Genomic DNA, 23101 nt, shown 5'->3' on the forward strand with positions numbered 1-23101 from the left:
GGCTGACCAACTGTTCAAGATGTTCGGCTTCACCACTGAAAACGTGGTTGAGACTGCGAAAGAACTGCTAGCGTAATTCGCTCGTTTCTTCACCAGAAACCCGCAGAAGTCCTCTGCGGGTTTTTTTATATCCAGACCTGTAACTTTATGTTGACGCTGAACTTTTTTGTGATATTTAGTATGTGTCTTGACAATGATAAATCACTTAAAAGAGACACATAAGAAGCCCAAACACAACATAACGATTACAAGGATAGAAAATGGAAAATACCCTTTCCAATGCACAAGGCGGTGCGCAAAGCTTTCGCCAATTAGTCCGGTCAATGGGGCCGGGAATCATGATGGCAGCGGCAGCAGTAGGGGGCTCTCACCTTGTGGCATCCACACAAGCAGGTGCTATCTACGGCTGGCAGCTGGCAGGGCTCATCCTGCTGGTTAACGTGTTTAAATATCCCTTCTTTAAAGCCGGCATTCAGTACACATTAGGGACAGGCGAAAGCCTAGTAGAAGGCTATGCCAAGCTCGGTCGTCCTTACCTTTGGGTGTTTGCCCTGCTGTGTCTCTTCTCAGCCGTAGTTAACATTGCAGCTTTGCTGTTGTTCAGTGCTAGCCTACTTGGTTACTTCATTCCTTTCACGCTATCGCCAGTCGTGCTATCTGCTGTCGTTATCGTGGTGTGCTTGGGGATTTTGTTTGCCGGACACTACAAGGCATTAGATGTCCTATCGAAAGTGATCATGGCCGTGCTGACGGTGGCAACGGTCGCTGCTGTTGTGATTGCTTTTGCAAGCCCAGCTCCGGTGAAAGAAATTGCCATTTCTCCATCGCCTTGGACGCTCGCGGCGATCGGCTTTTTGGTTGTGACGATGGGTTGGATGCCTGCGCCGATTGAAGTGTCGAGCATTACGTCCATGTGGTTGAAAAGCCAAAAGCGTCAGCAAGAAGTCACTCCACGTTCTGCGCTGTTTGACTTCAACGTGGGTTACATAGGTACTGCAATTTTGGCGATTGTCTTTCTAGCGTTGGGGGCGTTGGTCCTTCATGGTACGGGCGTTGAGTTTGCCCAATCAGGTGTTGGTTTCTCCCATCAGCTAGTTAGCCTGTATGCGTCAACCATCGGTGAATGGTCACGCTACCTTATTGCCGTGATTGCCTTCTTCTGTATTTTCGGCAGTACGATCACTGTGATTGATGGCTACTCTCGCGTGGTGGCGGAATCTCAGCGTTTGTTGTTAAAACAAGAAACCCAACATCCTCGTGTGCTGCAACTGTGGATTTTTGCTGTTTCCGTTGCGGCAATGGCAATCATCATATTCTGGGGTAAAGCACTTATCCCTATGTTGGACTTCGCCATGGTAATGGCATTTGTCACCACACCAGTGTTTGCTTTGCTGAACTACGTATTGGTAACCAAAGCCGATCTACCAAAAGAGCTGTCGCTCTCTACGCCAATGAAGTGGCTTTCTATTTTGGGGTTGATTTACCTTTTCGGCTTTTTGGCTCTTTTCATCTGGTGGAAGTGGTTGATGTAAGACGAGTTAGCTGACGAAAAGGCACCAAGCAGTTAACCTGCTGATCAGTAGGAAGAACTGTGAAATTGAGAATAGCGAGCCTAGCTCGCTATTTTATATTTTCTCTTTGAAATGATTTGAGAATTTTTAAAAGGAAAATCAGAGGCTTTGTCTGCGGTTATTCAGTATGACGTATGAGAGACCAGTCACATTGTGCGTGCGAAATTCACGTGCTTGAGATAGACTGTGCCCGCATATCATTAACAACTCAAGAACGTCAGGGAACATGGCACTACGCGTTGCAATTAATGGATTTGGCCGAATCGGTCGCAGTGTACTGCGAGCACTGTACGAAAGTGGTAAACGAGATCAAATCGAAGTCGTTGCGGTAAACGAGCTTGCTGAGCCCGATGCAATGGCGCACCTTCTGCAATACGATTCCAGCCATGGCCGTTTCTTCAAAAAAGTCACTAACAGTCAGGAGTACCTGTTTGTTGGCGACGACAATATCCGCATTCTTCACCTAAGTGATCTGAATCTGCTGCCTTGGCGGGATTTAGACATTGATATCGTGCTCGACTGTACCGGTGTGTTTGGTACCCGCGAACACGGCCTCGCGCATATTGATGCTGGCGCGAAGAAAGTCTTGTTCTCCCATCCGGGTGGCAACGACTTGGATAACACCATTATCTTTGGTGTGAATGAAGACTCCCTGAAACCCTCTGACCGCATCGTTTCTAACGGCTCATGCACCACCAACTGTATTGTTCCTGTCATCAAGGTACTGGATGAGCAGTTTGGCATTGAGTCAGGCACCATCACCACCATCCACTCTTCAATGAATGATCAGCAAGTGATTGATGCTTATCACCCGGACCTTCGTCGTACGCGTGCAGCAAGCCAATCTATCATTCCTGTCGATACCAAGTTGCACTTGGGAATTGGAAGAATCTTTCCGAAATTTTCTGACAAATTTGAAGCTATTTCGGTTAGAGTGCCAACGATTAACGTCACAGCAATGGATTTGAGTGTCACAGTTAACACAAAAGTGAAAGTTAATGACGTAAATCAATCACTCGAGGAAGCTGCTCGGTGTACATTAAGCGGCATTGTCGACTATACCGAGGCACCACTTGTCTCGATAGATTTCAACCATGACCCTCACAGTGCCATCGTTGATGGTTCTCAAACTCGGGTTAGTAATCATAACTTAATCAAGATGTTGGTATGGTGTGATAACGAGTGGGGTTTTGCCAACCGTATGTTAGATACGGCATTGGCCATGGCAACTGTTACTGGTGGCTCGAAGGCTTGAGCCACGGCTTTCTGCAGTAAAGAAAGCGCAGCAAATTTTTAATTTTTGCAACTTAGAGAGAGGACGAAAATGTCTGTAATCAAAATGACCGATCTGGATCTGGCTGGCAAACGCGTATTTATCCGTGCCGATCTGAACGTACCAGTAAAAGACGGTAAAGTGACTTCTGACGCGCGTATTCTAGCGTCTCTGCCAACTATCAAACACTGCCTGGAAGCAGGTGCGAAAGTAATGGTGACTTCTCACCTGGGCCGTCCTACTGAAGGCGAATACGCGGAAGAATTCTCTCTGCAACCTGTTGTTAACTACCTGAACGACGCACTGGATTGTGACGTTAAACTGGCAAAAGACTACGTTGACGGCCTTGAGCTGAACGCGGGTGAGCTGGTTGTTCTGGAAAACGTTCGCTTCAACAAAGGCGAGAAGAAAAACGAAGACGAGCTGTCTAAGAAATACGCTGCACTGTGTGACGTATTCGTAATGGACGCGTTCGGTACTGCTCACCGTGCACAAGCATCTACTTACGGTGTAGGTGTATTCGCGCCAATCGCATGTGCGGGTCCTCTGCTGGCGGCTGAGCTTGAAGCACTGGGCAAAGCAATGGACAACCCAGAGCGTCCATTGGTTGCTATCGTTGGTGGTTCTAAAGTTTCTACCAAACTGACTGTTCTTGAGTCTCTGTCTAAAATCGCTGACCAACTGGTTGTTGGCGGTGGTATCGCAAACACCTTCATCGCAGCAGAAGGCCACAACGTGGGTAAATCTCTGTACGAAGCAGACCTGATCGAAACTGCTCAGAAGCTGATGAAAGAGTGTTCTATCCCAGTTGCTACTGACGTTGCATGTGCGAAAGCATTCGACGAGAACGCAGAAGCTGAAATCAAGCACGTTTCTGAAGTTCAAGACGACGACATGATCTTCGACCTGGGTCCAGAATCTACTGCTGCACTGGCTGAAATCATCGGCAACGCGAAGACCATTCTGTGGAACGGCCCAGTTGGCGTATTCGAATTCAAAAACTTCGAAGCGGGTACTGCTGGTATCTCTAAAGCAATCGCTGAATCTGCAGGTTTCTCTGTAGCGGGCGGTGGTGACACCCTGGCTGCAATCGACAAGTTCGGTATCAAAGCTGACGTGTCTTACATTTCTACTGGCGGCGGTGCTTTCCTTGAGTTTGTTGAAGGTAAAGTTCTGCCAGCGGTTGAAATGCTGGAAACTCGCGCGAAAGCGTAATGAGAGACGGGGGTTATTGCCCCCGTTTTTTATGCGTCTAACTCCATGTTTTTATGGCTAAGATGCATTTCCAAAGACAAAAATTAATGTGTTTGGAATCACGTTTGGGTACAATGCGCAGCGCTGATCGCAAACGTTTGCCGATTTAGCTGAGTTGGCCAGGATAGAGCCAGCTCGGTACTAATTTCTTCAAAGACAACAGAGTAAATAGGACTATTGTTATGTCTAAGATTTTTGATTTTGTAAAGCCTGGCGTTATCTCTGGTGACGACGTACAGAAAGTGTTTGAAATTGCTAAAGAGAACAAGTTCGCTCTTCCAGCGGTAAACGTAGTAAACACTGACTCAATCAACGGTGTTCTGGAAGCTGCAGCGAAAGTTAAAGCACCAGTAGTTATTCAGTTCTCTAACGGTGGCGCAGGCTTCTTCGTTGGTAAAGGCGTTAAGCTGGAAGGTCAAGGTGCACAAATCCTTGGCGCAGTTGCAGGTGCTAAATACGTTCACGCTGTTGCTGAATCTTACGGTGTTCCAGTTATCCTGCACACTGACCACGCTGCTAAGAAACTGCTGCCATGGATCGACGGTCTGCTGGCTGCTGGTGAAGCGCACTTCGCAGAAACTGGCAAACCACTGTTCTCTTCTCACATGATCGACCTGTCAGAAGAATCTCTGGAAGAAAACATCGAAATCTGTGCTGAGTACCTGGCTCGCATGGAAAAGATGGGCATGACTCTGGAAATCGAACTGGGTTGTACTGGTGGTGAAGAAGACGGCGTAGACAACTCTCACATGGACGCGTCTGAGCTGTACACTTCTCCAGAAGACGTTGCATACGCATACGAGAAACTGAGCGCAATCAGCCCACGTTTCACTATCGCAGCTTCTTTCGGTAACGTACACGGTGTTTACCAAGCGGGTAACGTTGTACTGACTCCAACTATCCTGCGTGACTCTCAAGCTTACTGTGCAGAGAAATTCGGTATCGCTCCTAACGCACTGAACTTCGTATTCCACGGTGGTTCTGGTTCTTCTGAAGCAGAAATCCAAGAGTCTATCGGCTACGGTGTTATCAAAATGAACATCGATACTGATACTCAGTGGGCAACGTGGGACGGTATCCGTACTTACGAAGCTGAAAACCGTGACTTCCTGCAAGGTCAAATCGGTAACCCAACTGGCGAATCTGCGCCTAACAAGAAGTACTACGATCCACGCGTATGGCTGCGTGCTGGTCAAGCTTCTATGGTTACTCGCCTTGAGAAAGCATTTGCTGACCTGAACGCGATCGACGTACTGTAATTTAAGTTTTACTGAAAAATTTAATTACAAAAGAATTCAAAACCCGCTAAATTTAGCGGGTTTTTTTATGGCTGAATTTTCCGCCATATTGAGAAGTTCCTAAACCTTGATTTTCCTTAGCCGCATGCGACTGAGGCGGACAGCTATTGGTTTAGTTTTTTAAAGTGAGAGAAAATAATGACTGAGCAAAATGCAGTGAATGCTGTTGAGCAAACAGCGAACGAAGCGATGCATTGGCTGGCTTCAAACCAAGAACTGATGATTCAGTACGCTGTGAACATCTTAACAGCCCTTCTGATCCTTGTGATTGGTAACTGGATCGTGAAAAAAGTTGCTGGCTCAGTAGGTGCAGTACTGAAGAAGCGTAACCTAGACCAGACTGTTGTCGATTTCATCGAGAACATGGCGCGTTACGTGATGTTTGCAATCGTACTGATTGCAGCACTGGGTCGCCTGGGTGTTGAAACGGCTTCTATCGTCGCGGTAATCGGTGCGGCAGGTCTGGCGATTGGTCTGGCCCTGCAAGGTTCACTGTCAAACTTCGCCGCAGGCGTGCTGATTGTGACTTTCCGTCCATTCAAATCGGGTGACTATGTAGAAGTGGGCGGCGTTGCAGGCTCTGTCGCTTCAATCCAGATCTTCTCTACCGTTCTGACCACACCAGACAACAAAATGGTTGTCGTACCAAACGGCACCGTGATTTCTAGCCCAATCACCAACTACTCGCGCCATGAAACCCGTCGTATCGATTTCATCATTGGTGTGTCTTACAAGGCCGATCTTCAGAAGACCAAAGACGTGCTGACGCGTGTTGTGAAAGCGGATGCTCGCGTGCTGAAAGACCCAGAGCCAACCGTTGGCGTTCATGCGCTGATGGATTCGTCTGTTAACTTCGTGGTGCGTCCATGGGTGAAAACAGAAGACTACTGGGGTGCGTACTTTGATCTGATGCAAGCAATCAAAGAAGAGCTGGATAAAGAAGGTATTGAAATTCCATTCCCACAAATGGATGTACATTACCGCGCAATCGCGCAAGAACAAGTGAACCACGAACCTAAACAGGTTGCGTAACGGTCACAGTTTTGATGAAACCCTGCCAAATGGCAGGGTTTTTTTATGCGTGCTTTCAGGCATTAAAGAAGGATGGAACCGCTTTCTTGTTCTACATTTGAGACACTGGATTTCGATGCATAAACTGTAAACTCTGCTCTGGTTTAATATCCGAGTAGAAGAGTCAGGTACTTGAGATGCTCTGCAGTCGGATCTCGGATAGGTCAATGTAAAGCCATTACAACATCAAGGAAATCGCAATGGAAAATGCAACAAATGAAGCCATGAACTGGTTCAATGGAAATCAGGATCTCCTGCTTCAGTATGCAGTGAATATCATCGCTGCCATTCTCATCCTCATTATTGGTAACTGGGTCGTCAAAGCGATTGCGAATGGCATTGCTGGCATGATGCGCAAAAAGCAGCTTGATGACGCTGTTGTTAGCTTTGTGCATACCTTCGTTCGTTACCTGCTGTTCGTCATTGTTATCATTGCAGCCTTGGGTCGTCTCGGTGTTCAAACCGCCTCCGTCGTTGCAGTGATTGGTGCGGCTGGCTTGGCCGTCGGTTTGGCTCTGCAAGGTTCGCTGTCTAACTTTGCTGCGGGCGTGCTGATTGTCACTTTCCGTCCGTTCAAATCAGGTGATTACGTGGAAGCGGGCGGTGTATCAGGCTCAGTGGATTCGATCCAAATCTTCTCTACGGTACTGACCACGCCTGATAACAAAATGGTCGTCGTGCCAAATGGCGCAATCATTTCAAACCCAATTACTAACTATTCCAAGCACGATACGCGTCGTATCGATTACGTAATTGGCGTGTCTTACAGCGCAGACTTGCATAAGACTAAAGAAGTGCTGGCACGTGTGCTGTCGGAGGAGTCGCGCTTGCTGTCAACGCCAGAGCCAACCATTGGTGTGGTAGAGCTGGCTGACTCATCAGTGAACTTGGTGGTCCGCCCTTGGGTACGCACATCTGATTACTGGGGTGTGTATTTCGACTTGCTACAAGCAATCAAAGAAGAGCTGGATAAAGAAGGCATTGAGATCCCGTTCCCACAAATGGATGTGCATATGCAAAAAAGCGAAGGTTAATCTCGCTTGCTAGCAAAACGCCAGTTTCGTGATTCGAGCTGGCGTTTTTTGTTGCCAATTTTTCGGTAAATAAAGGTGTTAGCGCAAAGGCTTGATCGAGTTAAAACTATTGATTTTCGGACGCGGATTTTTCTTGCGTAGTGCTTAAGGCTTTCCTAATTTGCCTATCTAGAAATGTGAGCTATTAATAATCACTGACCGTCTGCAGCATGTTTTTTAGAAGGAACCTGACTTATGAGCAACATCCCATCTGAGCTGAAGTTTACATCCTCCCATGAGTGGGTAAGACCGGAAGGTAATGGTGTTTACACCATTGGGATTTCAGACCATGCACAAGCCATGCTTGGCGACATGGTGTTTGTGGACTTGCCAGAGGTGGGTGACACAGTAGATGCAGGTGACGACTGCGCGGTTGCAGAATCAGTAAAAGCTGCGTCAGATATCTACACGCCACTAACAGGCGAAATCGTGGCGATTAATGAAGATCTGGAAGGCTCTCCTGAGTTTGTTAACTCTGACCCTTATGGTGATGGCTGGCTGTTCCAAATTCGTATCAGCGATGATTCTGAGCTGGATGAACTGCTGGATTCTGAGGCATACCAAGACACCTTGGACGAAGAAGAGTAAACCGAAAGCAGTAACAATGCTGAATATAAAAAAACACCGCGTCTTCACGCGGTGTTTTTGATCAAGCGAAGTGTTCTAAGTTGCTTACGCAAATCAAAGCTCTTTCAAGCGACGGATCTCAGCATTGATTTCCTTTACCGTTTGGTAATGCTGAATATCCGCGTTGGATTGAGCCTGCACCAATCCCTGATGAAATTCGAAATCTCCTCTGCCGTGAATGTAAAGACGACCCGTAAATAAGCGGTATACGTGCTTTGCAATCATGGTTGGGACATATCGATTAAACATCCGCATTTGTCATTCCTTTATCATTTTTTATATAGCCAACTTCCCTAATCTCAGACAGAAAATCTGTGATTCTGGCGGGCGGCATTATAACGACGAGGGTATGACTACAATGTGACACGCAAGACAGTTAACCTAAATTTCACCTATGCAAGTCGATGAATAAGGCGGTTGTCACATTCCAGATAATTCGTGGGCTAGTGGGCTATCTAGCACGTAAATCTTGCACTTGTTGAATGACGGTTTGGTGAATGGTTTGGCGAATCCAAGTGTTTTTCGCGCTTGCGGCGTTTTTCTTGTGCCAAATCTGGCGGATCACAAAGCTGCTGACATCGACCGGTGTCGGGCTAATCTCAAGGGTGTCTTTGAACATGTCGAGCTTTGCCATGAGCTCGGCCACTGTGCAGACGAGGTTACGACCTGACAGAAGGTGCCTGACTGTTAAAAAGCGCTGCGAACCCATGACCACTTGGCGGTCACAGTTGAGGGCTTTCAAGGTGGCATCGACGGGGCTGCTGAGCTGCCCGTCTACTGTGACTAAAGCATGCGGGGTAGTGGTGTAGTCGTCCAGCGTAAGCGGTGTCGTGAGTCCTGTTGACGTGGGGTCAAACAAACACACGTGTTGCTCGGTGTAGAGATCTTCCATCTGAAACAGCGGGTCTTCTGTTTCAACAGCACCCAGCACCACATCCACATGGTCAGCTTTTAGTGCTTCTTTATAACTTGCTCGGTCGACAGGGCGACAACTGAGCTGGCAATTGGGAGCCTGTTCGCGAAAGACATCAAAGAGCACTGGTGCAAACACCAATTCTGCGTAATCGGTCAATCCAATACGAACCGGTCCATGGTATTGCTGCGGGTCAAATTGCACTGGCGTCAACACATCAAGCGCAATGGTTTCGAGAAGCTGATTAATGATGGGCTCTAGCTCGAAGGCGCGAGAAGTGGGCAACATTTCATTGCCCTGACGATGAAACAGTGGGTCATCCAACAAGGTGCGAAGGCGAGACAGATTGTGACTCATCGCTGACTGGCCGATGGACAGCTTTTCTGCGGCTCGGGTAACGCTGCGTGTTTCCATCAGCGCGGAAAATGCCACAAGCAGGTTTAAATCGACACTGCGCCAGTTGACCCGTTTCATTGCTCAGTCCTCTTTCGCTTCTCGGCGAATATCTGCAACCGTCGGCGAGCACAGCGCAACAAGGTCGCTGAATTTCAGTTCCACGCCCGCCATCGGCGAACCGCTGCTGATGTTCACAAACTCGTATTGCTCGAGCGACGGGTCGATGATAATCGGCATAAAACCCATGACTGAAAGCGGAGTCACCATGCCCGGCGAGTAGCCTGTGATGCTTTGAACATGGCCGCTGTCTGCGCAGGTCATGCGGCGACAGCCCAAAATATCGCGTACTTTGCGCGGATCGACCGACGCAGTGCCCGGCAGACACGCCAAGGCCAAGACGCCGCCCATGTCGCGAAGCAGCATGGATTTGACCATTTGATCGGGATTGACGCCACGTTGCTCTGCGGCATCCAACACAGAGGTTGCCGCACGTTGGTGCGGCAAAATGCGGTGAGGGATGTTGGCGTCTCTCAGGATAGAAAGAATCGGTGTATCGATCTCACTCATCTTGAGACTCACGCTTCTTCCAAGCTGTAAGGCAATGCCACTTTGTGCCACAACACCTCAGTCTCTGGCAGACGGAATTGACTGTCATCATCAAGGTTATTTGGCAGCACGACCAACGCCAGTGCCTTACCATCATCAAAACGGTAGCCGCTCAAAACCGTACCGCCAGTACGCCAGTTTTCGCCCACACTACGGTCGAACACATCGCCGGCTTTTGGTGTTTCAGTCGCTTCGCCTTCCAGCAAATACGCCGCACGCTTGTTGATGCCACGATACTTTGCACGCGCGACAGTTTCTTGGCCGGTGTAACAGCCTTTCTTGAAGCTGATGCCATCAAGTGCTTGCAGGTTCAACGATTGTGGAATGAATTCGTTGGTGTTCACCAGTTCAACAGCAGGAATCGCGGCGCGAAGCTCGTGCAAATCCCAAAGGCTGCTGTCGCTCAATACACAACGATCACCCAGTTCAGAAATGAGGGTGTCCGCTTCTTCTGCGTTAATCGCCAGCAACCAACGGTTGTCTTCGATTTGAACAGCAGTACCAGTTTGTGTCGCGCGGACTTTGCCTTCACCGATAAAGCGAGATTGCACGGCGTTATCTGCTTTCTCGCCAGCCACGCCAATCAGCACTTGCTCGCTCAGTTCAAACGCGATTTTAGAAAATACCGCGTACTTTTTGATTTCAGCCAGCTGCTTTTCAGCAATAGATGCAGGCTGTACATAGGCAATGCCATCATTGTGATGGAAAAGGCGCATCGCAGACCAAACCTTACCTTTGGCATCGCAGTGTGCAGCCAGCGTCGATTGGGTTTTATCCAGCGAAACCAAGTCACAGGTTAACTGGCCTTGTAGGTAGCTGATAGTGTCTGCACCTACCGCTGTGATAAGCGCAAGGTTATCCAGCGCGATCACCGACAGTGCTGGCAGAGCACTGTCCGAAGAAAGTGGGAGTCGGGAGAAGTCGTGCGTTGAATACCAGTTAGTCATGGTGTCTCTCGCTTAAAAGTCAGTGGCTATACCCAGAGTTACTTGGGTATGTATGTTAATGCGTAGGCGTCACAAAGTCAGCAATATGCCTTTGATATGGGGTCAGATCACAGGCTTACAAGATTCAAGGAAGCAGCGATAGCAAGGCCGCCAACCCACTGATACTATTTGAGCCAGTTTTTATGACGTTTTTCAGAGGTAATCATGCTAGGCGCAGAAGATAAAGCGCGAATCAAGTGGGCCTGCCGTCGCGGCATGCTGGAACTTGACGTCATTATTATGCCGTTTTTTGAAGAGTGTTTTGACACCCTGACCGAGTCGGAAAAGCAGGATTTTGTGGCACTGCTTGAGTGTGATGACCCGGATCTTTTCACATGGATGATGGGACATAGCCGCAGCGAGAAACCTGAGTTGGCGGCGATGACGGATAAAATTGTCGCACACAACCGCAGCAAACTACGTTAATACCCGCTTTTCTCCTTCCACATTTCTGTTACGAAGTGTGGTATTTGGCTACATGTCGGTGGCAATCATTTTGCTCTCCACTGGCATGTTGCCTTTAGACATCAAAGCCTTTCTTATTGCCCTGCTCGCCAAAGAGTGGCGTCATACTCTCTCGTACCTTTCTTACCGTACCAGTGATTTTTCACTTCATATCGACGGTCAATGTCATTGGCAGGGGACGGATTATCACATCCGTAATGTGCTGTTTCATTCACCAATAGGGTTTGTGTTAGATGTCGAGCATGCTGGAAGACGCACGCGCTTGCCGCTTATCTACGATGCCTTCTCAAAGAGCGATTTTCGGCATATCAGTAGAATATGTTTAGAGCTGAAAGAGTGACCTTGCTCACGCGCTATAAATTTACTGTATACCATTCCTAAAAAATATAAATCTGCGACCGATAACAGGACAATCCCCTCAATGTATTATGGGAAGTCGCCATGAATATCCGCACCAAACTCTATCTATTAACTGCCTTTTCGGCAGTTTCATTGATCCTATTTTCCCTGATCGGCTGGCAAGCGTCTGAGCGCATGATTGATCTCAAGACAAAGCTAACTCTGGTCAGCGACCTTGAAGTAAGGCTTCTTAACTTACGCCGAAACGAAAAAGACTTTCTGGCGCGTCTTGATGCCAAATACGTTGATAAGTTCGAAGAGAACAGAACCAACTTTAAATCAGAGCTCGACCTTTTACGCCAACACGCTGAAGCTCTCGATTTGACGCTGCCACAGTTGGGAGCTGTTGCTCAGGCAATGGATGCTTACAAAGCCGGTTTCCTGACGCTTGCTGATGGTTATCGTGAATTGGGGCTCAACCGCGAGTCAGGCATTCGTGGCCAGATCACCGACGTGAATGAAGGGTTGCTCAATCAGTCAGTTGACCAAAACGCAGCGTACTTGGTGTCGCTTGCTCGTTTGTTCGTTGCTGATACTACAGAGAACCGTTACACCGAATACCTTGATACTTGGAACCGTATTGCCGACCGTAGCTCTGCGGAACTGACCAAGCAAAAAGCTTTGGTGGAGCAGTACTATGTGCTGATCAAAAAAGTCGGTTTGGATCATAAGTCAGGCCTTTTGGGGAACATTCGCAAGCAATCACACCAAGTGGAAGCGGACTTTGACGCGATGCGTGTACAGCTAACTCAAGAGCTTGAGAAGGCGTCGGGTACGGTTGTTGTTGTCGTGGCCGTGTTGCTGACCATTGTCTCTGCGCTGTTAATTGTCCTGAGTATTTGGCTGAACCGCTTTATCCAGCGTCGTATCAATACACTGACCAAAACCATGGAGCAGGTGGCAGAAGATCGCGATCTGACCCTTCGTGCCGATGCTTCCGGCAACGATGAAATTTCAACGGTAGCCGTCGATTTCAATACTGTCCTTGAGCATTGCCAAGTGCTGATTGCAGGCGTGAAGTCCTCAAGTTCTGCGCTAAACAACACAGCACTGGAAGTGAGCGAGCGTTGTCATCAAGCCGAGGTGGCGTTGGATAAGCAACATGCAGAAGCAGACATGGCGGCAACGGCAGTGAACGAGATGGAAGCCACCATCCGTGAGATTGCATCGAACACCGAGCGTGCAGCGGAAAATGCGTCACACAGTTTGGATCGCGCAAGTAAAGGTCATGCAACCGTACAAAGCACGCGTGCGGCTATCGCAACACTGTCTGAAGGTTTGGGTGACGCGAACCGAGACATTCAATCTCTGGTGTCCCTGTCAGAGCAAATCGGTACCGTGGTTCACGTGATCAAAGACATCTCTGAACAAACCAACCTTCTGGCATTGAACGCCGCGATCGAAGCTGCACGTGCTGGCGAACAAGGCCGAGGTTTTGCCGTGGTGGCAGATGAAGTCCGTTCGTTGGCGACACGCACCCACAAGTCGACCGATGAAATTGCTACCATGATTGCGTCACTGCAACAGCAGACTAACTTAGTCGTGGATCGCATCAATGCGTGTCAGCAAGACAGCGAAGAGTCGGTAACCCATGTTGAAGACGCGGCGAACGAGCTTGATAACATCATGCACGACATGCAGCAAATCATGGACATGAGCACCCAAATCGCCGCGGCGATTGAAGAGCAAAGCATGGTGGCGAAAGAGGTGAACTTGAATGTTCACTCGATTCAGGAAATTACCGCCGAGAACACGTCATCCACCAGTGAAAATGCAAAAGCAGCGGCACGCGTGGCAGAGCAAAGCAAAGAGTTGGAATTTGCGATTTCTACCTTTAAAGCGTAACAACGCACTGAATGACTGAAAAAAAGCCCTCATTAACGAGGGCTTTTTCTTGTCTGCGTGATGGCAATCAGCAAGGGAAATCCGGCACCAAGATCGTTGGGCCGCTTTCTTCCATTTTATCTGGGTAGTCGATGGTGTAGTGCAGGCCACGGCTTTCTTTTCTGGCCATGGCACAGCGAACCATCAATTCCGCGACTTGCAGTAGATTACGCATTTCCAACAGGTTGTTAGATACGCGGAAGTTGCTGTAGTACTCGTGGGTTTCTTGCTTCAACAGCTCGATACGGCGAAGGGCGCGCTCCAAGCGTTTGGTCGAACGCACAATGCCCACGTAGTCCCACATAAACAGACGCAATTCGTGCCAGTTATGTTGAAGGACAACTTCTTCATCCGAGCAGCTCACCTGGCTTTCATCCCAATGCGGCAATGATGGTGGAACTTCGGCTTTCGCGGCGTTATCGCCAATGTGCTGCGCAGCTGCCCAAGCATAGACCACACACTCCAACAAAGAGTTGGAGGCCATACGGTTGGCACCATGCAGGCCGGTGTAGCTGACTTCACCGATGGCATAGAGACCTTCCAAGTCGGTTTGACCGTTTTTGTCCACGACCACACCACCACAGGTGTAGTGCGCGGCAGGAACGATTGGGATAGCCTGCTTGGTGATGTCAAAACCATAGGTCATGAGCTTTTCATGAATGGTCGGGAAGTGCTTAATGACGAACTCTGGGTCTTTGTGGCTGATGTCGAGATACATGCAGTCTGCGCCCAAGCGCTTCATCTCATAGTCGATGGCGCGAGCGACGACATCACGCGGTGCCAGTTCTGCGCGCTCATCAAAGTCAGACATAAAGCGGGTGCCGTCAGGGCGACGCAGGTAAGCCCCTTCGCCACGCAATGCTTCGGTCAACAGGAAGTTACGGGCTTCAGGGTGGAACAGGCACGTCGGGTGAAACTGGTTGAATTCAAGATTGGCGACTCGACAGCCTGCACGCCATGCCATGGCGATACCATCACCCGATGACACATCAGGGTTTGAAGTGTACTGATACACCTTGGATGCACCGCCCGTTGCCAGCACGACAAATTTCGCGCGGATGGTTTCTACGGCTTCGCGGTCACGGTTCCACACATATGCACCCAGCACTCGGTTGGCACCTGTGATGCCGATTTTCTTACGGGTGATGATGTCCAGCGCATTGTGGCGTTCCAGCACACGAATGTTTGGATGCTGCATGACGTTGTCTTGCAGTGACGTTTGCACCGCCATGCCTGTGGCATCGGCTGCATGCAGAATACGACGATGGCTATGTCCACCTTCACGGGTCAGGTGGAACTTTGGTTCGTCCTCGTTGCTGTCTTCATCAAGGTCGAACGGCACGCCGCCATCGATCAGCCACTGAACGCATTCCTTGGCGTTCTCAGCTATGAAAGACACCACATCTTCGTCACACAGGCCATCACCAGCAATCTGGGTATCTTCAACGTGGGACTCAATCGAGTCATTTTCGTCGAAAACAGCCGCAATGCCGCCTTGCGCATAATAGGTTGCCCCTTCATTGCGCGGGCCTTTGCTCAAGACCATGACTTTCTGCGTGGAAGCCAGATGCAGCGCGAGCGACAAGCCAGATGCACCACTACCGATGACCAAAACATCACAGATGTGTTCTTTGTGAGTACTCATTGATTCGCATTCCTTTCTCTCAAAGCGGGCATGCATCGATGTGCACACCTCTTTGAAACAACGAGATATAGTTATCACGCCAGTGTACACCAATCGTTTGAGAGGGAGAATGGTGCAAAGATGCGCAGGGATGAAAAGGACGGAGGATGAAGTGTTATCCAACAATCTGATAGACTTTGCGAGAGAGATCAGAACATCAGACGATTCTCAGCAAATTTGGGAACTTTCATTTATTTTGTCACTCATACCATCGTGCTCAATCTTAACGGCTAGCGACTCAACGATGAGTTGGCAGACAGTGGCGAAGAGCGAAAAGAAATACCAAATGCTGACATTGCGTTGACGAAATACCTTCAGACTCGGTCAAGCAATAGACACATTTTGGTATCAATAATAAGGAGTAAACGCTCGAATGAGCGAGCAGTTAACTGATCAAGCCTGATAGAGCGCGTACAAAGTGGCGACAAACAAGCATTCAATCTGTTGGTCATCAAATATCAGAATAAGGTTTGTAGCCTGATTTCTCGGTATGTGAGCAACAGTGGTGACGTACCTGATGTGGCGCAAGAAGCTTCATCAAGGCGTACCGCGCTCTACCCGGCTTTCGAGGCGAGAGTGCCTTCTATACTTGGTTGTATCGCATTGCAGTGAATACAGCGAAAAACTATTTAGTGGCTCAGGGGCGACGACCGCCTTCTAGTGATATTGATGCCGACGAGGCGGAAAACTATGAGAATGGCAGTGCGCTGAAAGAAATTTCGAACCCTGAGAACCTTATGTTGTCAGAACAGTTGAAAGAGGTAGTGTTCAGTACCATCGAAGCACTGCCTGATGATTTGAAAACGGCGATTACGCTGCGAGAAATTGATGGCTTGAGCTATGAAGAGATCGCAGAAGTAATGGACTGCCCGGTGGGAACAGTGCGCTCGCGCATTTTCCGAGCCAGGGAAGCGGTAGATAAGCGTGTTCGTCCATTGATTAATCAGTAACAGAGTTAGCTGTTAATAACGGTGAAATAAATGGCTGGAAAAGAGAATCTTTCTGCGTTTTTCGACGGTGACATGACAGATTCGGCGTCTTTCGACGAGGTCCAACTGGATCTGGAAACGCAGCAAACATGGAAAAGTTATGCTGCAACCCGAGATGTAATGCGCGGTGATGCGCCTAAAGAACTAAGCTGGGATATCGCTTCAAGCGTTGCTTTAGCACTGGAAGATGAGCCTGCTCATGGTGCGGCACCGCAACAAGATGTTGTTCCAATGAGAGAGGCGCAACCAACGCCTGCGGCAGCGAGAAAATCGATGCCGATGTGGCTACAACAATTAACGCAAGTGGGTATGGCTGCGGCTGTTTCCCTCGCGGTGATTGTTGGCGTTCAACAGTACAATGGCGGCTTAGAGTCGGATCCAACGTTGGCGGAGACTCAACCTCCTGTTCTTCAAACTATTCCGCTGTCTGGATCTGCGCAGCCTGTTAGCTTGAATCGCGAGACCCTTCAAGCGAGCCCATCAGAGGCGCAATTGATGGAGCAACGTCGTCGTGTGAATGCCATGTTCCAAGACTACGAGTTGCAGCTTCGCCTCAATGCTGATGAAATAGCAGATGAAAGCAATCCGCTAAACACTGAAGTGAGCGTACAAGATTGATGAAACCCTTTCTGATCGGTGCAATTGCGCTGGTCAGCCTGGTTGCCAATGCCTCGACGGAAGATAGCCCCGCCGAGGCATTGCTGCATAATATGCACCAGGCTACCGAGCAGTTAGATTATGAACTGTCCTACATACTGGTTCGCAAAAACAGCATAGAACCCCTTCGTTTTCGACACGCGGTTGTCGATGGAAAATCCTTTGGTCAAATTGCCTATCTCAGTGGTCCGCCGCGCGAAGTGATTCGTCGTGGGGATGAGATCAGTTACTTTGAACCCGGCATTGATCCATTCACGATTCAAAGCAATCAAATGGTCGCACCGCTGCCCGCGGTAATGCAGACCAATATTGACCACCTCGCAACCATGTACGATTTCGTGCCACTAGGGCGTGCCCGTGAAGCCGGTGTGGCGTGTGATGTGGTAAGAGTCTCCCCGAAAGACGGCGAGCGCTATTCCTACGTGCTGTGGATTGACCAAGATACCAAGCTGCTGGTGCGAGCAGATTTGCTGGGGCGTGATGGCGACCCGATTGAGCAATACCGTGCTTTGTCGGTGGTTGTCTCTCCGCAAGTGGGTGACATGATGCGTCAATTGGCGACAGTAGAGTTGCCACCTGTCGTGCATCTGCCGAATAAGCCGAACACTGGGCTAAACTGGCAAGTGACCGATTTACCAGCGGGCTTCGAGCCGATTTATCGCAACCGACACCGTCTTCTGATCACCGAGCGTCCGGTAGAAAGCCAGATGTTCAGTGATGGTCTGTTCAGTTTTTCGGTCTACTTGTCAGAAGCTGACAAGTTCTCTGTGCCAGAGCAGGTAGTACGTAAAGGGCGTAGAACGCTACATAGCCATCTTGTTGGCAATGCCGAGGTGACTGTGGTGGGCGACATTCCGCCAGCAACCGCGAAGAAAGTGGCGGAGTCTGTCCGCTTTGTGTCACAACCTAAAGCTCCGGCGGTTGCCGAGCCAACAACGCCTGCTGAGTCGGGTGTAGAAACACAATGATCAAAGCACTTGCAGAAGTGACGGGCAATGGCGAAGGTTTCGTTTTTGTCCGTTGCCAACAAAAGACCAGTTGCGGCAGCTGCGCATCCAAAAGCAGTTGTGGCACTGGCATCGTAAACAATGCGCTGCCGGGCAAAGTGCTCGATATTCGCGTGCCCTCTGACAAACCGCTCGCGGTAGGCTCTATCATTGAGATCGGTTTGGAAGAACAAACGGTATTGAAGTCTGCGGCTGTGGTGTACGTGCTGCCGCTGGTTTTCGCCATGATCGGGGCTTTTTTCGGCCAGTTTCTCGCAAATTTACTGGCAGCCGGAGAAGGGGTGATTATCCTTTCTTCATTGGCCTTCGGTGGCGTGGGGTTGCTTGTAGCCCGCTCGGTTTCTCGCAAGATGGAACGCGATGCAGGTATGACGCCGACACTATTGCGAGTTTTAGGCACTTCGTTGACTGACATAGCGGTGATAAATGCCGCAACTGAGGATAGCGACTAGCCATTAATTTCGGTAGAATCCCGCCACTTGATCTATAGATCTTCAAATTTTCACTAACGAGTTAGTCACACCATTTATGAAGCACATTCGTAACTTTTCGATTATTGCCCACATTGACCACGGTAAATCGACCCTATCAGACCGCTTGATTCAGGTTTGTGGTGGTCTTACAGACCGTGAAATGGCAGCACAGGTTCTGGACTCAATGGATCTGGAGCGCGAACGTGGTATCACCATCAAAGCACAGAGTGTGACGCTGAATTATGCAGCGCAAGATGGGGAAACCTATCAGCTGAACTTCATCGACACCCCAGGACACGTTGACTTCTCTTACGAAGTATCGCGTTCTCTGGCGGCGTGTGAGGGTGCTTTGCTGGTGGTGGACGCGGGTCAGGGCGTAGAAGCTCAGACACTGGCGAACTGCTACACCGCGATTGAAATGGACCTGGAAGTGGTGCCAATTCTGAACAAAATCGACCTGCCAGCAGCCGATCCTGACCGCGTAGCGGAAGAGATTGAGGACATCGTTGGTATCGATGCAACAGAAGCAACCCGCTGTTCAGCGAAAACTGGTCTGGGCGTAGATCTGGTTCTGGAAGATATTGTTAAAAACATTCCGGCACCAGAAGGTGACCCAGATGCGCCGCTACAAGCACTGATCATCGACTCATGGTTCGATAACTATCTGGGCGTTGTGTCTCTGGTTCGCATCAAAAACGGCGAGCTGAAAAAAGGCGAAAAGATCAAAGTGATGAGCACTGGCCAAGTTTGGGGTGTTGATCGCTTAGGTATCTTCACACCAAAACAAACTGACACCCAAGTGCTGCGCACCGGTGAGGTGGGCTGGGTTGTTTGTGGTATTAAAGACATCTTGGGCGCACCAGTAGGTGATACCCTGACACTGGCGAAACACGGCGCGGAAACTGCATTGCCAGGCTTTAAGAAAGTGAAGCCGCAGGTTTACGCGGGTCTGTTCCCTGTATCATCTGACGACTACGAAAACTTCCGCGATGCGCTGGGCAAACTGAGCTTGAACGATGCGTCTCTGTTCTATGAACCAGAGAACTCAGCAGCACTGGGCTTTGGCTTCCGTTGTGGTTTCCTTGGCATGCTGCACATGGAAATCATCCAAGAGCGTTTGGAGCGTGAATACGATCTAGACCTGATCACCACGGCACCAACCGTAGTGTACGAAGTGAAGAAAACCAATGGTGACACCTTGTATGTTGATAGCCCGGCGAAACTGCCAGCGGTTAACGACATCGACATCATGGGTGAGCCAATTGCGCGCTGTAACATTCTGGTGCCTGCGGAATACCTGGGTAACGTTATTACTCTGTGTGTTGAGAAGCGTGGCGTGCAGGTGGACATGGTTTACCACGGTAACCAAGTTGCACTGACGTACGACATTCCAATGGCAGAAGTGTACTGGACTTCTTCGACCGTCTGAAGTCGACCTCTCGTGGTTACGCGTCGCTGGATTACAATTTCCAACGTTACGAAGCGTCAAACATGGTACGTGTAGACGTACTGCTGAATGGCGACAACGTGGATGCACTTGCAATCATCACGCACAAAGACCAAGCACAATCACGCGGCCGTGATCTGGTTGAGAAGATGAAAGAATTCATCCCTCGTCAACAGTTCGATATCGCGATTCAGGCGGCTATCGGTAACCACATAATTGCCCGTTCTACGGTTAAACAGCTGCGTAAAAACGTAACCGCGAAGTGTTACGGCGGTGACGTAAGCCGTAAGAAGAAACTGCTGCAGAAGCAGAAAGAAGGTAAGAAACGTATGAAGCAGATCGGTAACGTAGAACTGCCTCAAGAAGCGTTCTTGGCGATTCTGCACGTAGGCAAAGACAAGTAACCTGAGTTTCGCATAACGCTGAATCGAGGTTTCAAAAAAGCAATAAATACCTAACTTCTCTTATGAGAAGTCAGGTTTAGAAATAAAAACGGATTTGGAAGGTTAGGGGAACACAATGGCTAATACTTTTTCGCTGATTTTGGTGCTGGTCACCCTGTTTACGGGGATCATTTGGGCACTGGATAAATTTGTATGGGCACCGCGTCGTCAGCAAAAAGCGGCAGACGTGCTCCAAATAGAAAGCGGAGAAGTGAGTGAAGAGCAAGTGGCGCAAGTCGCTCCTCAGCAAGTTGGATTGAAACATCTGCTTCTGTGTTCCCTGTTATCGGCCTGGTATTGGTTCTGCGCTCGTTTATCTATGAGCCGTTCCAAATCCCGTCTGGTTCCATGATGCCGACCTTGCTGGTAGGCGACTTCATCTTGGTAGAGAAGTTTGCTTACGGCTTGAAAGACCCTGTGTTCCGCCATCAGTTGATTGAAACCGGTGAGCCGGAGCGTGGTGACGTGGTGGTGTTTAAGTACCCGCCACAACCTAGCGTTGACTTTATCAAGCGTGTTATCGGTTTGCCGGGCGACACCGTGCGTTATACCGAAGACAAGCGTATCTGTATTGAGAAGAAAGGCGAATCTACCTGCGAATTCGTGCCGGTAGATAACGTTCATCAGAGCAGGTTTACACAACGTGGTGTTAACCTGATCCAAGCTGAAGAAATGCTCGGGAAAGAGCCGCACGAAATTTTGGTGAATCCATACATTCCAAATCAAACCGGTCAGTACTATCCAACGCCGGGTTTGGGTGAGTGGGTGGTTCCTGAAGGTGAATACTTCGTGATGGGTGACAACCGTGACAACAGTAAGGACAGTCGCTTCTGGGGATTCGTGCCTGAAGAAAATCTGGTGGGTAAAGCAGTCGGTATCTGGATCAGTTTCGAATTTGACGAACAAGGCGACAGCTTCTTGCCGTCTTGGGTACCTGTCGGCGTGCGGTTCAACCGCATCGGCGGCATTGATTAACTTGGAACGACATGACAACACCAACAAATAAATTGCAGCGTCGTATCGGCTATGAATTTAGCGATGCGGCGCTTCTTAGTCTCGCCCTGACACACCGTAGCGCCAGTGGAAACCACAATGAGCGCTTGGAGTTTCTGGGTGATTCTATTTTGAGTTTCGTTATTGCTGACGATCTCTACCATCGTTTCCCGAACGTTGATGAAGGTGACATGAGCCGTATGCGTGCAACGCTGGTTCGTGGTAACACGCTGGCCGAACTGGGCCGCGAGTTTGATCTTGGTGACGTATTGCAATTGGGCCCGGGTGAGCTGAAAAGTGGTGGTTTCCGCCGTGATTCAATTCTGGCCGATGCGGTAGAAGCCATTATCGGTGCTATCTATCTCGACAGCGATCTGGAAACGGTACGTGGAATTGTACTGGGTTGGTATAAAGAGCGTCTGGAAACCATTCAACCAGGTGCGAACCAAAAAGACCCAAAAACACGCCTTCAGGAATTCCTGCAAGGGCGTCGCAAACCACTGCCTGCCTATAATGTGATTAAAGTGCAGGGTGAAGCACACAACCAACAGTTCACGGTTGAGTGCGAAATCGCAGGTCTGGATCGACCTGTAGTAGGTAAAGGCAGCAGTCGACGCAAGGCTGAGCAAGCGGCTGCAGAACTGGCATTAGAAAAGCTGGATTCATGACAGATACGCACGAAATTCGCCACTGTGGCTTTATCGCCATTGTTGGTCGCCCGAATGTAGGCAAATCGACACTTCTGAACCGCTTGGTGGGTCAAAAGCTGTCTATCACATCACGTAAGCCGCAAACCACGCGTCACCGCATCATGGGTGTTGATACCCGTGACGGTTTCCAGGCGGTATACGTAGATACGCCGGGACTTCACATCGAAGAGAAGCGTACCATCAACCGACTGATGAACCGTGCAGCGTCAAGCTCACTGACCGACGTTGAGTTGGTATTGTTCCTTGTCGATGGCACGGTGTGGACTGCAGATGACGAAATGGTATTAAACAAGCTCAAGAAATCAGGGCTGCCAGTCGTTTTGCTGATCAACAAAGTGGATAACGTCAAAGAGAAAGCGGAGCTTTTCCCTCACCTTCAAGCGTTGAGCGAAAAGATGGACTTCGTAGATGTTGTGCCTGTTTCTGCAAAGAGCGGTAAGAACATCGATGTGGTTGAAAAGCTGGTTCGCGAACACTTGCCTGAAGGCCAGTGGTACTTCCCAGAAGAGTATGTGACCGACCGTTCTCAACGCTTTATGGCGTCTGAAATCATCCGTGAAAAGCTGATGCGTTTCACCGGTGACGAGCTGCCATACTCAGTGACCGTAGAAATCGAACGCTTTGACTACAACCCAGAAACCGACGGTTTTGAAATCAACGGTCTTATCTTAGTTGAGCGTAGCGGCCAGAAGAAAATGGTGATTGGCAAAGGTGGCGATAAAATCAAAACCATCGGCCGTGAAGCCCGTCTGGACATGCAAGAGCTGTTCGACCGCAAGGTTTACCTTGAGCTTTGGGTAAAAGTGAAATCGGGTTGGGCTGATGACGAGCGCGCGCTGCGCAGTCTTGGCTACATCGACGATCTATAAGCCATCACTTTAT

General features: G+C 49.3%; 20 protein-coding genes and 3 pseudogenes. 18 read left to right on the top strand and 5 right to left on the bottom strand.

Annotated features, from left to right (window positions below; all coding sequences use genetic code 11):
* Positions 1 to 260 precede the first annotated feature (260 nt).
* The 7 genes from ATN88_RS21270 to gcvH all read left to right on the top strand — a co-directional run bounded on the left by ATN88_RS21270 (position 261) and on the right by gcvH (position 8128).
* Positions 261 to 1532, top strand: coding sequence for an NRAMP family divalent metal transporter (locus ATN88_RS21270; protein ID WP_067419599.1), 1272 nt, complete (start codon positions 261 to 263; stop codon positions 1530 to 1532).
* A gap of 265 nt (positions 1533 to 1797) precedes the next feature.
* Positions 1798 to 2826: an erythrose-4-phosphate dehydrogenase gene (gene epd, locus ATN88_RS21275; protein ID WP_067419600.1), complete on the top strand. Its 1029-nt coding sequence runs from the start codon at positions 1798 to 1800 to the stop codon at positions 2824 to 2826.
* Between the two features lie 69 nt (positions 2827 to 2895).
* Positions 2896 to 4059 (top strand): phosphoglycerate kinase, encoded by a 1164-nt coding sequence (locus ATN88_RS21280; RefSeq protein ID WP_067419601.1) that lies wholly within the window; start codon positions 2896 to 2898, stop codon positions 4057 to 4059.
* A gap of 221 nt (positions 4060 to 4280) precedes the next feature.
* Positions 4281 to 5357 carry a class II fructose-bisphosphate aldolase gene (gene fbaA, locus ATN88_RS21285; protein ID WP_067419602.1) on the top strand — a complete coding sequence of 359 codons (1077 nt, stop codon included), beginning with the start codon at positions 4281 to 4283 and terminating at the stop codon, positions 5355 to 5357.
* 177 nt (positions 5358 to 5534) lie between these two features.
* Positions 5535 to 6428 (top strand): small-conductance mechanosensitive channel MscS, encoded by an 894-nt coding sequence (gene mscS, locus ATN88_RS21290; protein ID WP_067419603.1) that lies wholly within the window; start codon positions 5535 to 5537, stop codon positions 6426 to 6428.
* A gap of 239 nt (positions 6429 to 6667) precedes the next feature.
* Positions 6668 to 7501: a small-conductance mechanosensitive channel MscS gene (gene mscS / locus ATN88_RS21295; RefSeq protein ID WP_067419604.1), complete on the top strand. Its 834-nt coding sequence runs from the start codon at positions 6668 to 6670 to the stop codon at positions 7499 to 7501.
* Between the two features lie 234 nt (positions 7502 to 7735).
* Positions 7736 to 8128 carry a glycine cleavage system protein GcvH gene (gene gcvH / locus ATN88_RS21300; RefSeq protein ID WP_067419605.1) on the top strand — a complete coding sequence of 131 codons (393 nt, stop codon included), beginning with the start codon at positions 7736 to 7738 and terminating at the stop codon, positions 8126 to 8128.
* 93 nt (positions 8129 to 8221) lie between these two features.
* On the opposite strand, the gene ATN88_RS21305 is transcribed toward gcvH, so the two are convergent.
* The 4 genes from ATN88_RS21305 to ygfZ all read right to left on the bottom strand — a co-directional run bounded on the left by ATN88_RS21305 (position 8222) and on the right by ygfZ (position 11029).
* Entirely contained in the window at positions 8222 to 8422 is a 201-nt protein-coding gene (locus ATN88_RS21305; protein ID WP_067419606.1) for a DUF1107 domain-containing protein, read from the bottom strand.
* A gap of 196 nt (positions 8423 to 8618) precedes the next feature.
* Entirely contained in the window at positions 8619 to 9554 is a 936-nt protein-coding gene (locus ATN88_RS21310; protein WP_067419607.1) for a LysR family transcriptional regulator, read from the bottom strand.
* Positions 9555 to 9557: 3 nt separating this feature from the next.
* On the bottom strand, positions 9558 to 10043 hold the full coding sequence (locus ATN88_RS21315) for an aminoacyl-tRNA deacylase (RefSeq protein WP_067419650.1): 486 nt from the start codon (positions 10041 to 10043) through the stop codon (positions 9558 to 9560).
* Positions 10044 to 10051: 8 nt separating this feature from the next.
* Positions 10052 to 11029 carry a tRNA-modifying protein YgfZ gene (gene ygfZ, locus ATN88_RS21320; RefSeq protein WP_067419608.1) on the bottom strand — a complete coding sequence of 326 codons (978 nt, stop codon included), beginning with the start codon at positions 11027 to 11029 and terminating at the stop codon, positions 10052 to 10054.
* 204 nt (positions 11030 to 11233) lie between these two features.
* On the opposite strand from ygfZ, the gene ATN88_RS21325 reads away from it, so the two are divergent.
* From ATN88_RS21325 to ATN88_RS21330, 3 genes are all read left to right on the top strand, one after another.
* Complete coding sequence (locus tag ATN88_RS21325; protein ID WP_067419609.1) at positions 11234 to 11494, top strand: FAD assembly factor SdhE; 261 nt, start codon at positions 11234 to 11236, stop codon at positions 11492 to 11494.
* Between the two features lie 52 nt (positions 11495 to 11546).
* Positions 11547 to 11873, top strand: coding sequence for a protein YgfX (locus ATN88_RS25685; protein ID WP_232313463.1), 327 nt, complete (start codon positions 11547 to 11549; stop codon positions 11871 to 11873).
* Between the two features lie 101 nt (positions 11874 to 11974).
* Positions 11975 to 13777, top strand: coding sequence for a methyl-accepting chemotaxis protein (locus ATN88_RS21330; RefSeq protein ID WP_067419610.1), 1803 nt, complete (start codon positions 11975 to 11977; stop codon positions 13775 to 13777).
* A 67-nt stretch (positions 13778 to 13844) separates the two neighbouring features.
* Here the strand turns inward: ATN88_RS21330 and nadB are convergent, their stop codons facing one another.
* Positions 13845 to 15461 (bottom strand): L-aspartate oxidase, encoded by a 1617-nt coding sequence (gene nadB / locus ATN88_RS21335; protein ID WP_067419611.1) that lies wholly within the window; start codon positions 15459 to 15461, stop codon positions 13845 to 13847.
* A gap of 412 nt (positions 15462 to 15873) precedes the next feature.
* Here nadB and rpoE point away from each other — a divergent pair.
* The 8 genes and pseudogenes from rpoE to era all read left to right on the top strand — a co-directional run bounded on the left by rpoE (position 15874) and on the right by era (position 23088).
* Positions 15874 to 16450, top strand: a pseudogene (gene rpoE, locus ATN88_RS21345) (RNA polymerase sigma factor RpoE).
* Positions 16451 to 16480: 30 nt separating this feature from the next.
* Complete coding sequence (locus ATN88_RS21350; protein ID WP_067419613.1) at positions 16481 to 17107, top strand: RseA family anti-sigma factor; 627 nt, start codon at positions 16481 to 16483, stop codon at positions 17105 to 17107.
* Complete coding sequence (gene rseB / locus ATN88_RS21355; RefSeq protein WP_067419614.1) at positions 17107 to 18114, top strand: sigma-E factor regulatory protein RseB; 1008 nt, start codon at positions 17107 to 17109, stop codon at positions 18112 to 18114. The genes ATN88_RS21350 and rseB overlap by 1 nt, the downstream gene beginning before the upstream one ends.
* Positions 18111 to 18605, top strand: a complete 495-nt coding sequence (locus ATN88_RS21360) for a SoxR reducing system RseC family protein (RefSeq protein WP_067419615.1) — start codon at positions 18111 to 18113, stop codon at positions 18603 to 18605. Before rseB ends, ATN88_RS21360 begins: the two co-directional genes overlap by 4 nt.
* Before the next feature lie 76 nt (positions 18606 to 18681).
* Positions 18682 to 20477: pseudogene (gene lepA, locus ATN88_RS21365) on the top strand (translation elongation factor 4).
* 115 nt (positions 20478 to 20592) lie between these two features.
* Positions 20593 to 21491, top strand: a pseudogene (lepB, locus tag ATN88_RS21370) (signal peptidase I).
* Positions 21492 to 21502: 11 nt separating this feature from the next.
* Complete coding sequence (gene rnc, locus ATN88_RS21375; RefSeq protein ID WP_067419616.1) at positions 21503 to 22177, top strand: ribonuclease III; 675 nt, start codon at positions 21503 to 21505, stop codon at positions 22175 to 22177.
* Positions 22174 to 23088, top strand: coding sequence for a GTPase Era (gene era / locus ATN88_RS21380; protein WP_067419617.1), 915 nt, complete (start codon positions 22174 to 22176; stop codon positions 23086 to 23088). The genes rnc and era overlap by 4 nt, the downstream gene beginning before the upstream one ends.
* The last annotated feature ends 13 nt before the right edge of the window (positions 23089 to 23101 follow it).

Source organism: Enterovibrio coralii (genome assembly GCF_001559595.1).
In the GTDB taxonomy this organism is placed as follows: Bacteria; Pseudomonadota; Gammaproteobacteria; order Enterobacterales; family Vibrionaceae; genus Enterovibrio; species Enterovibrio coralii.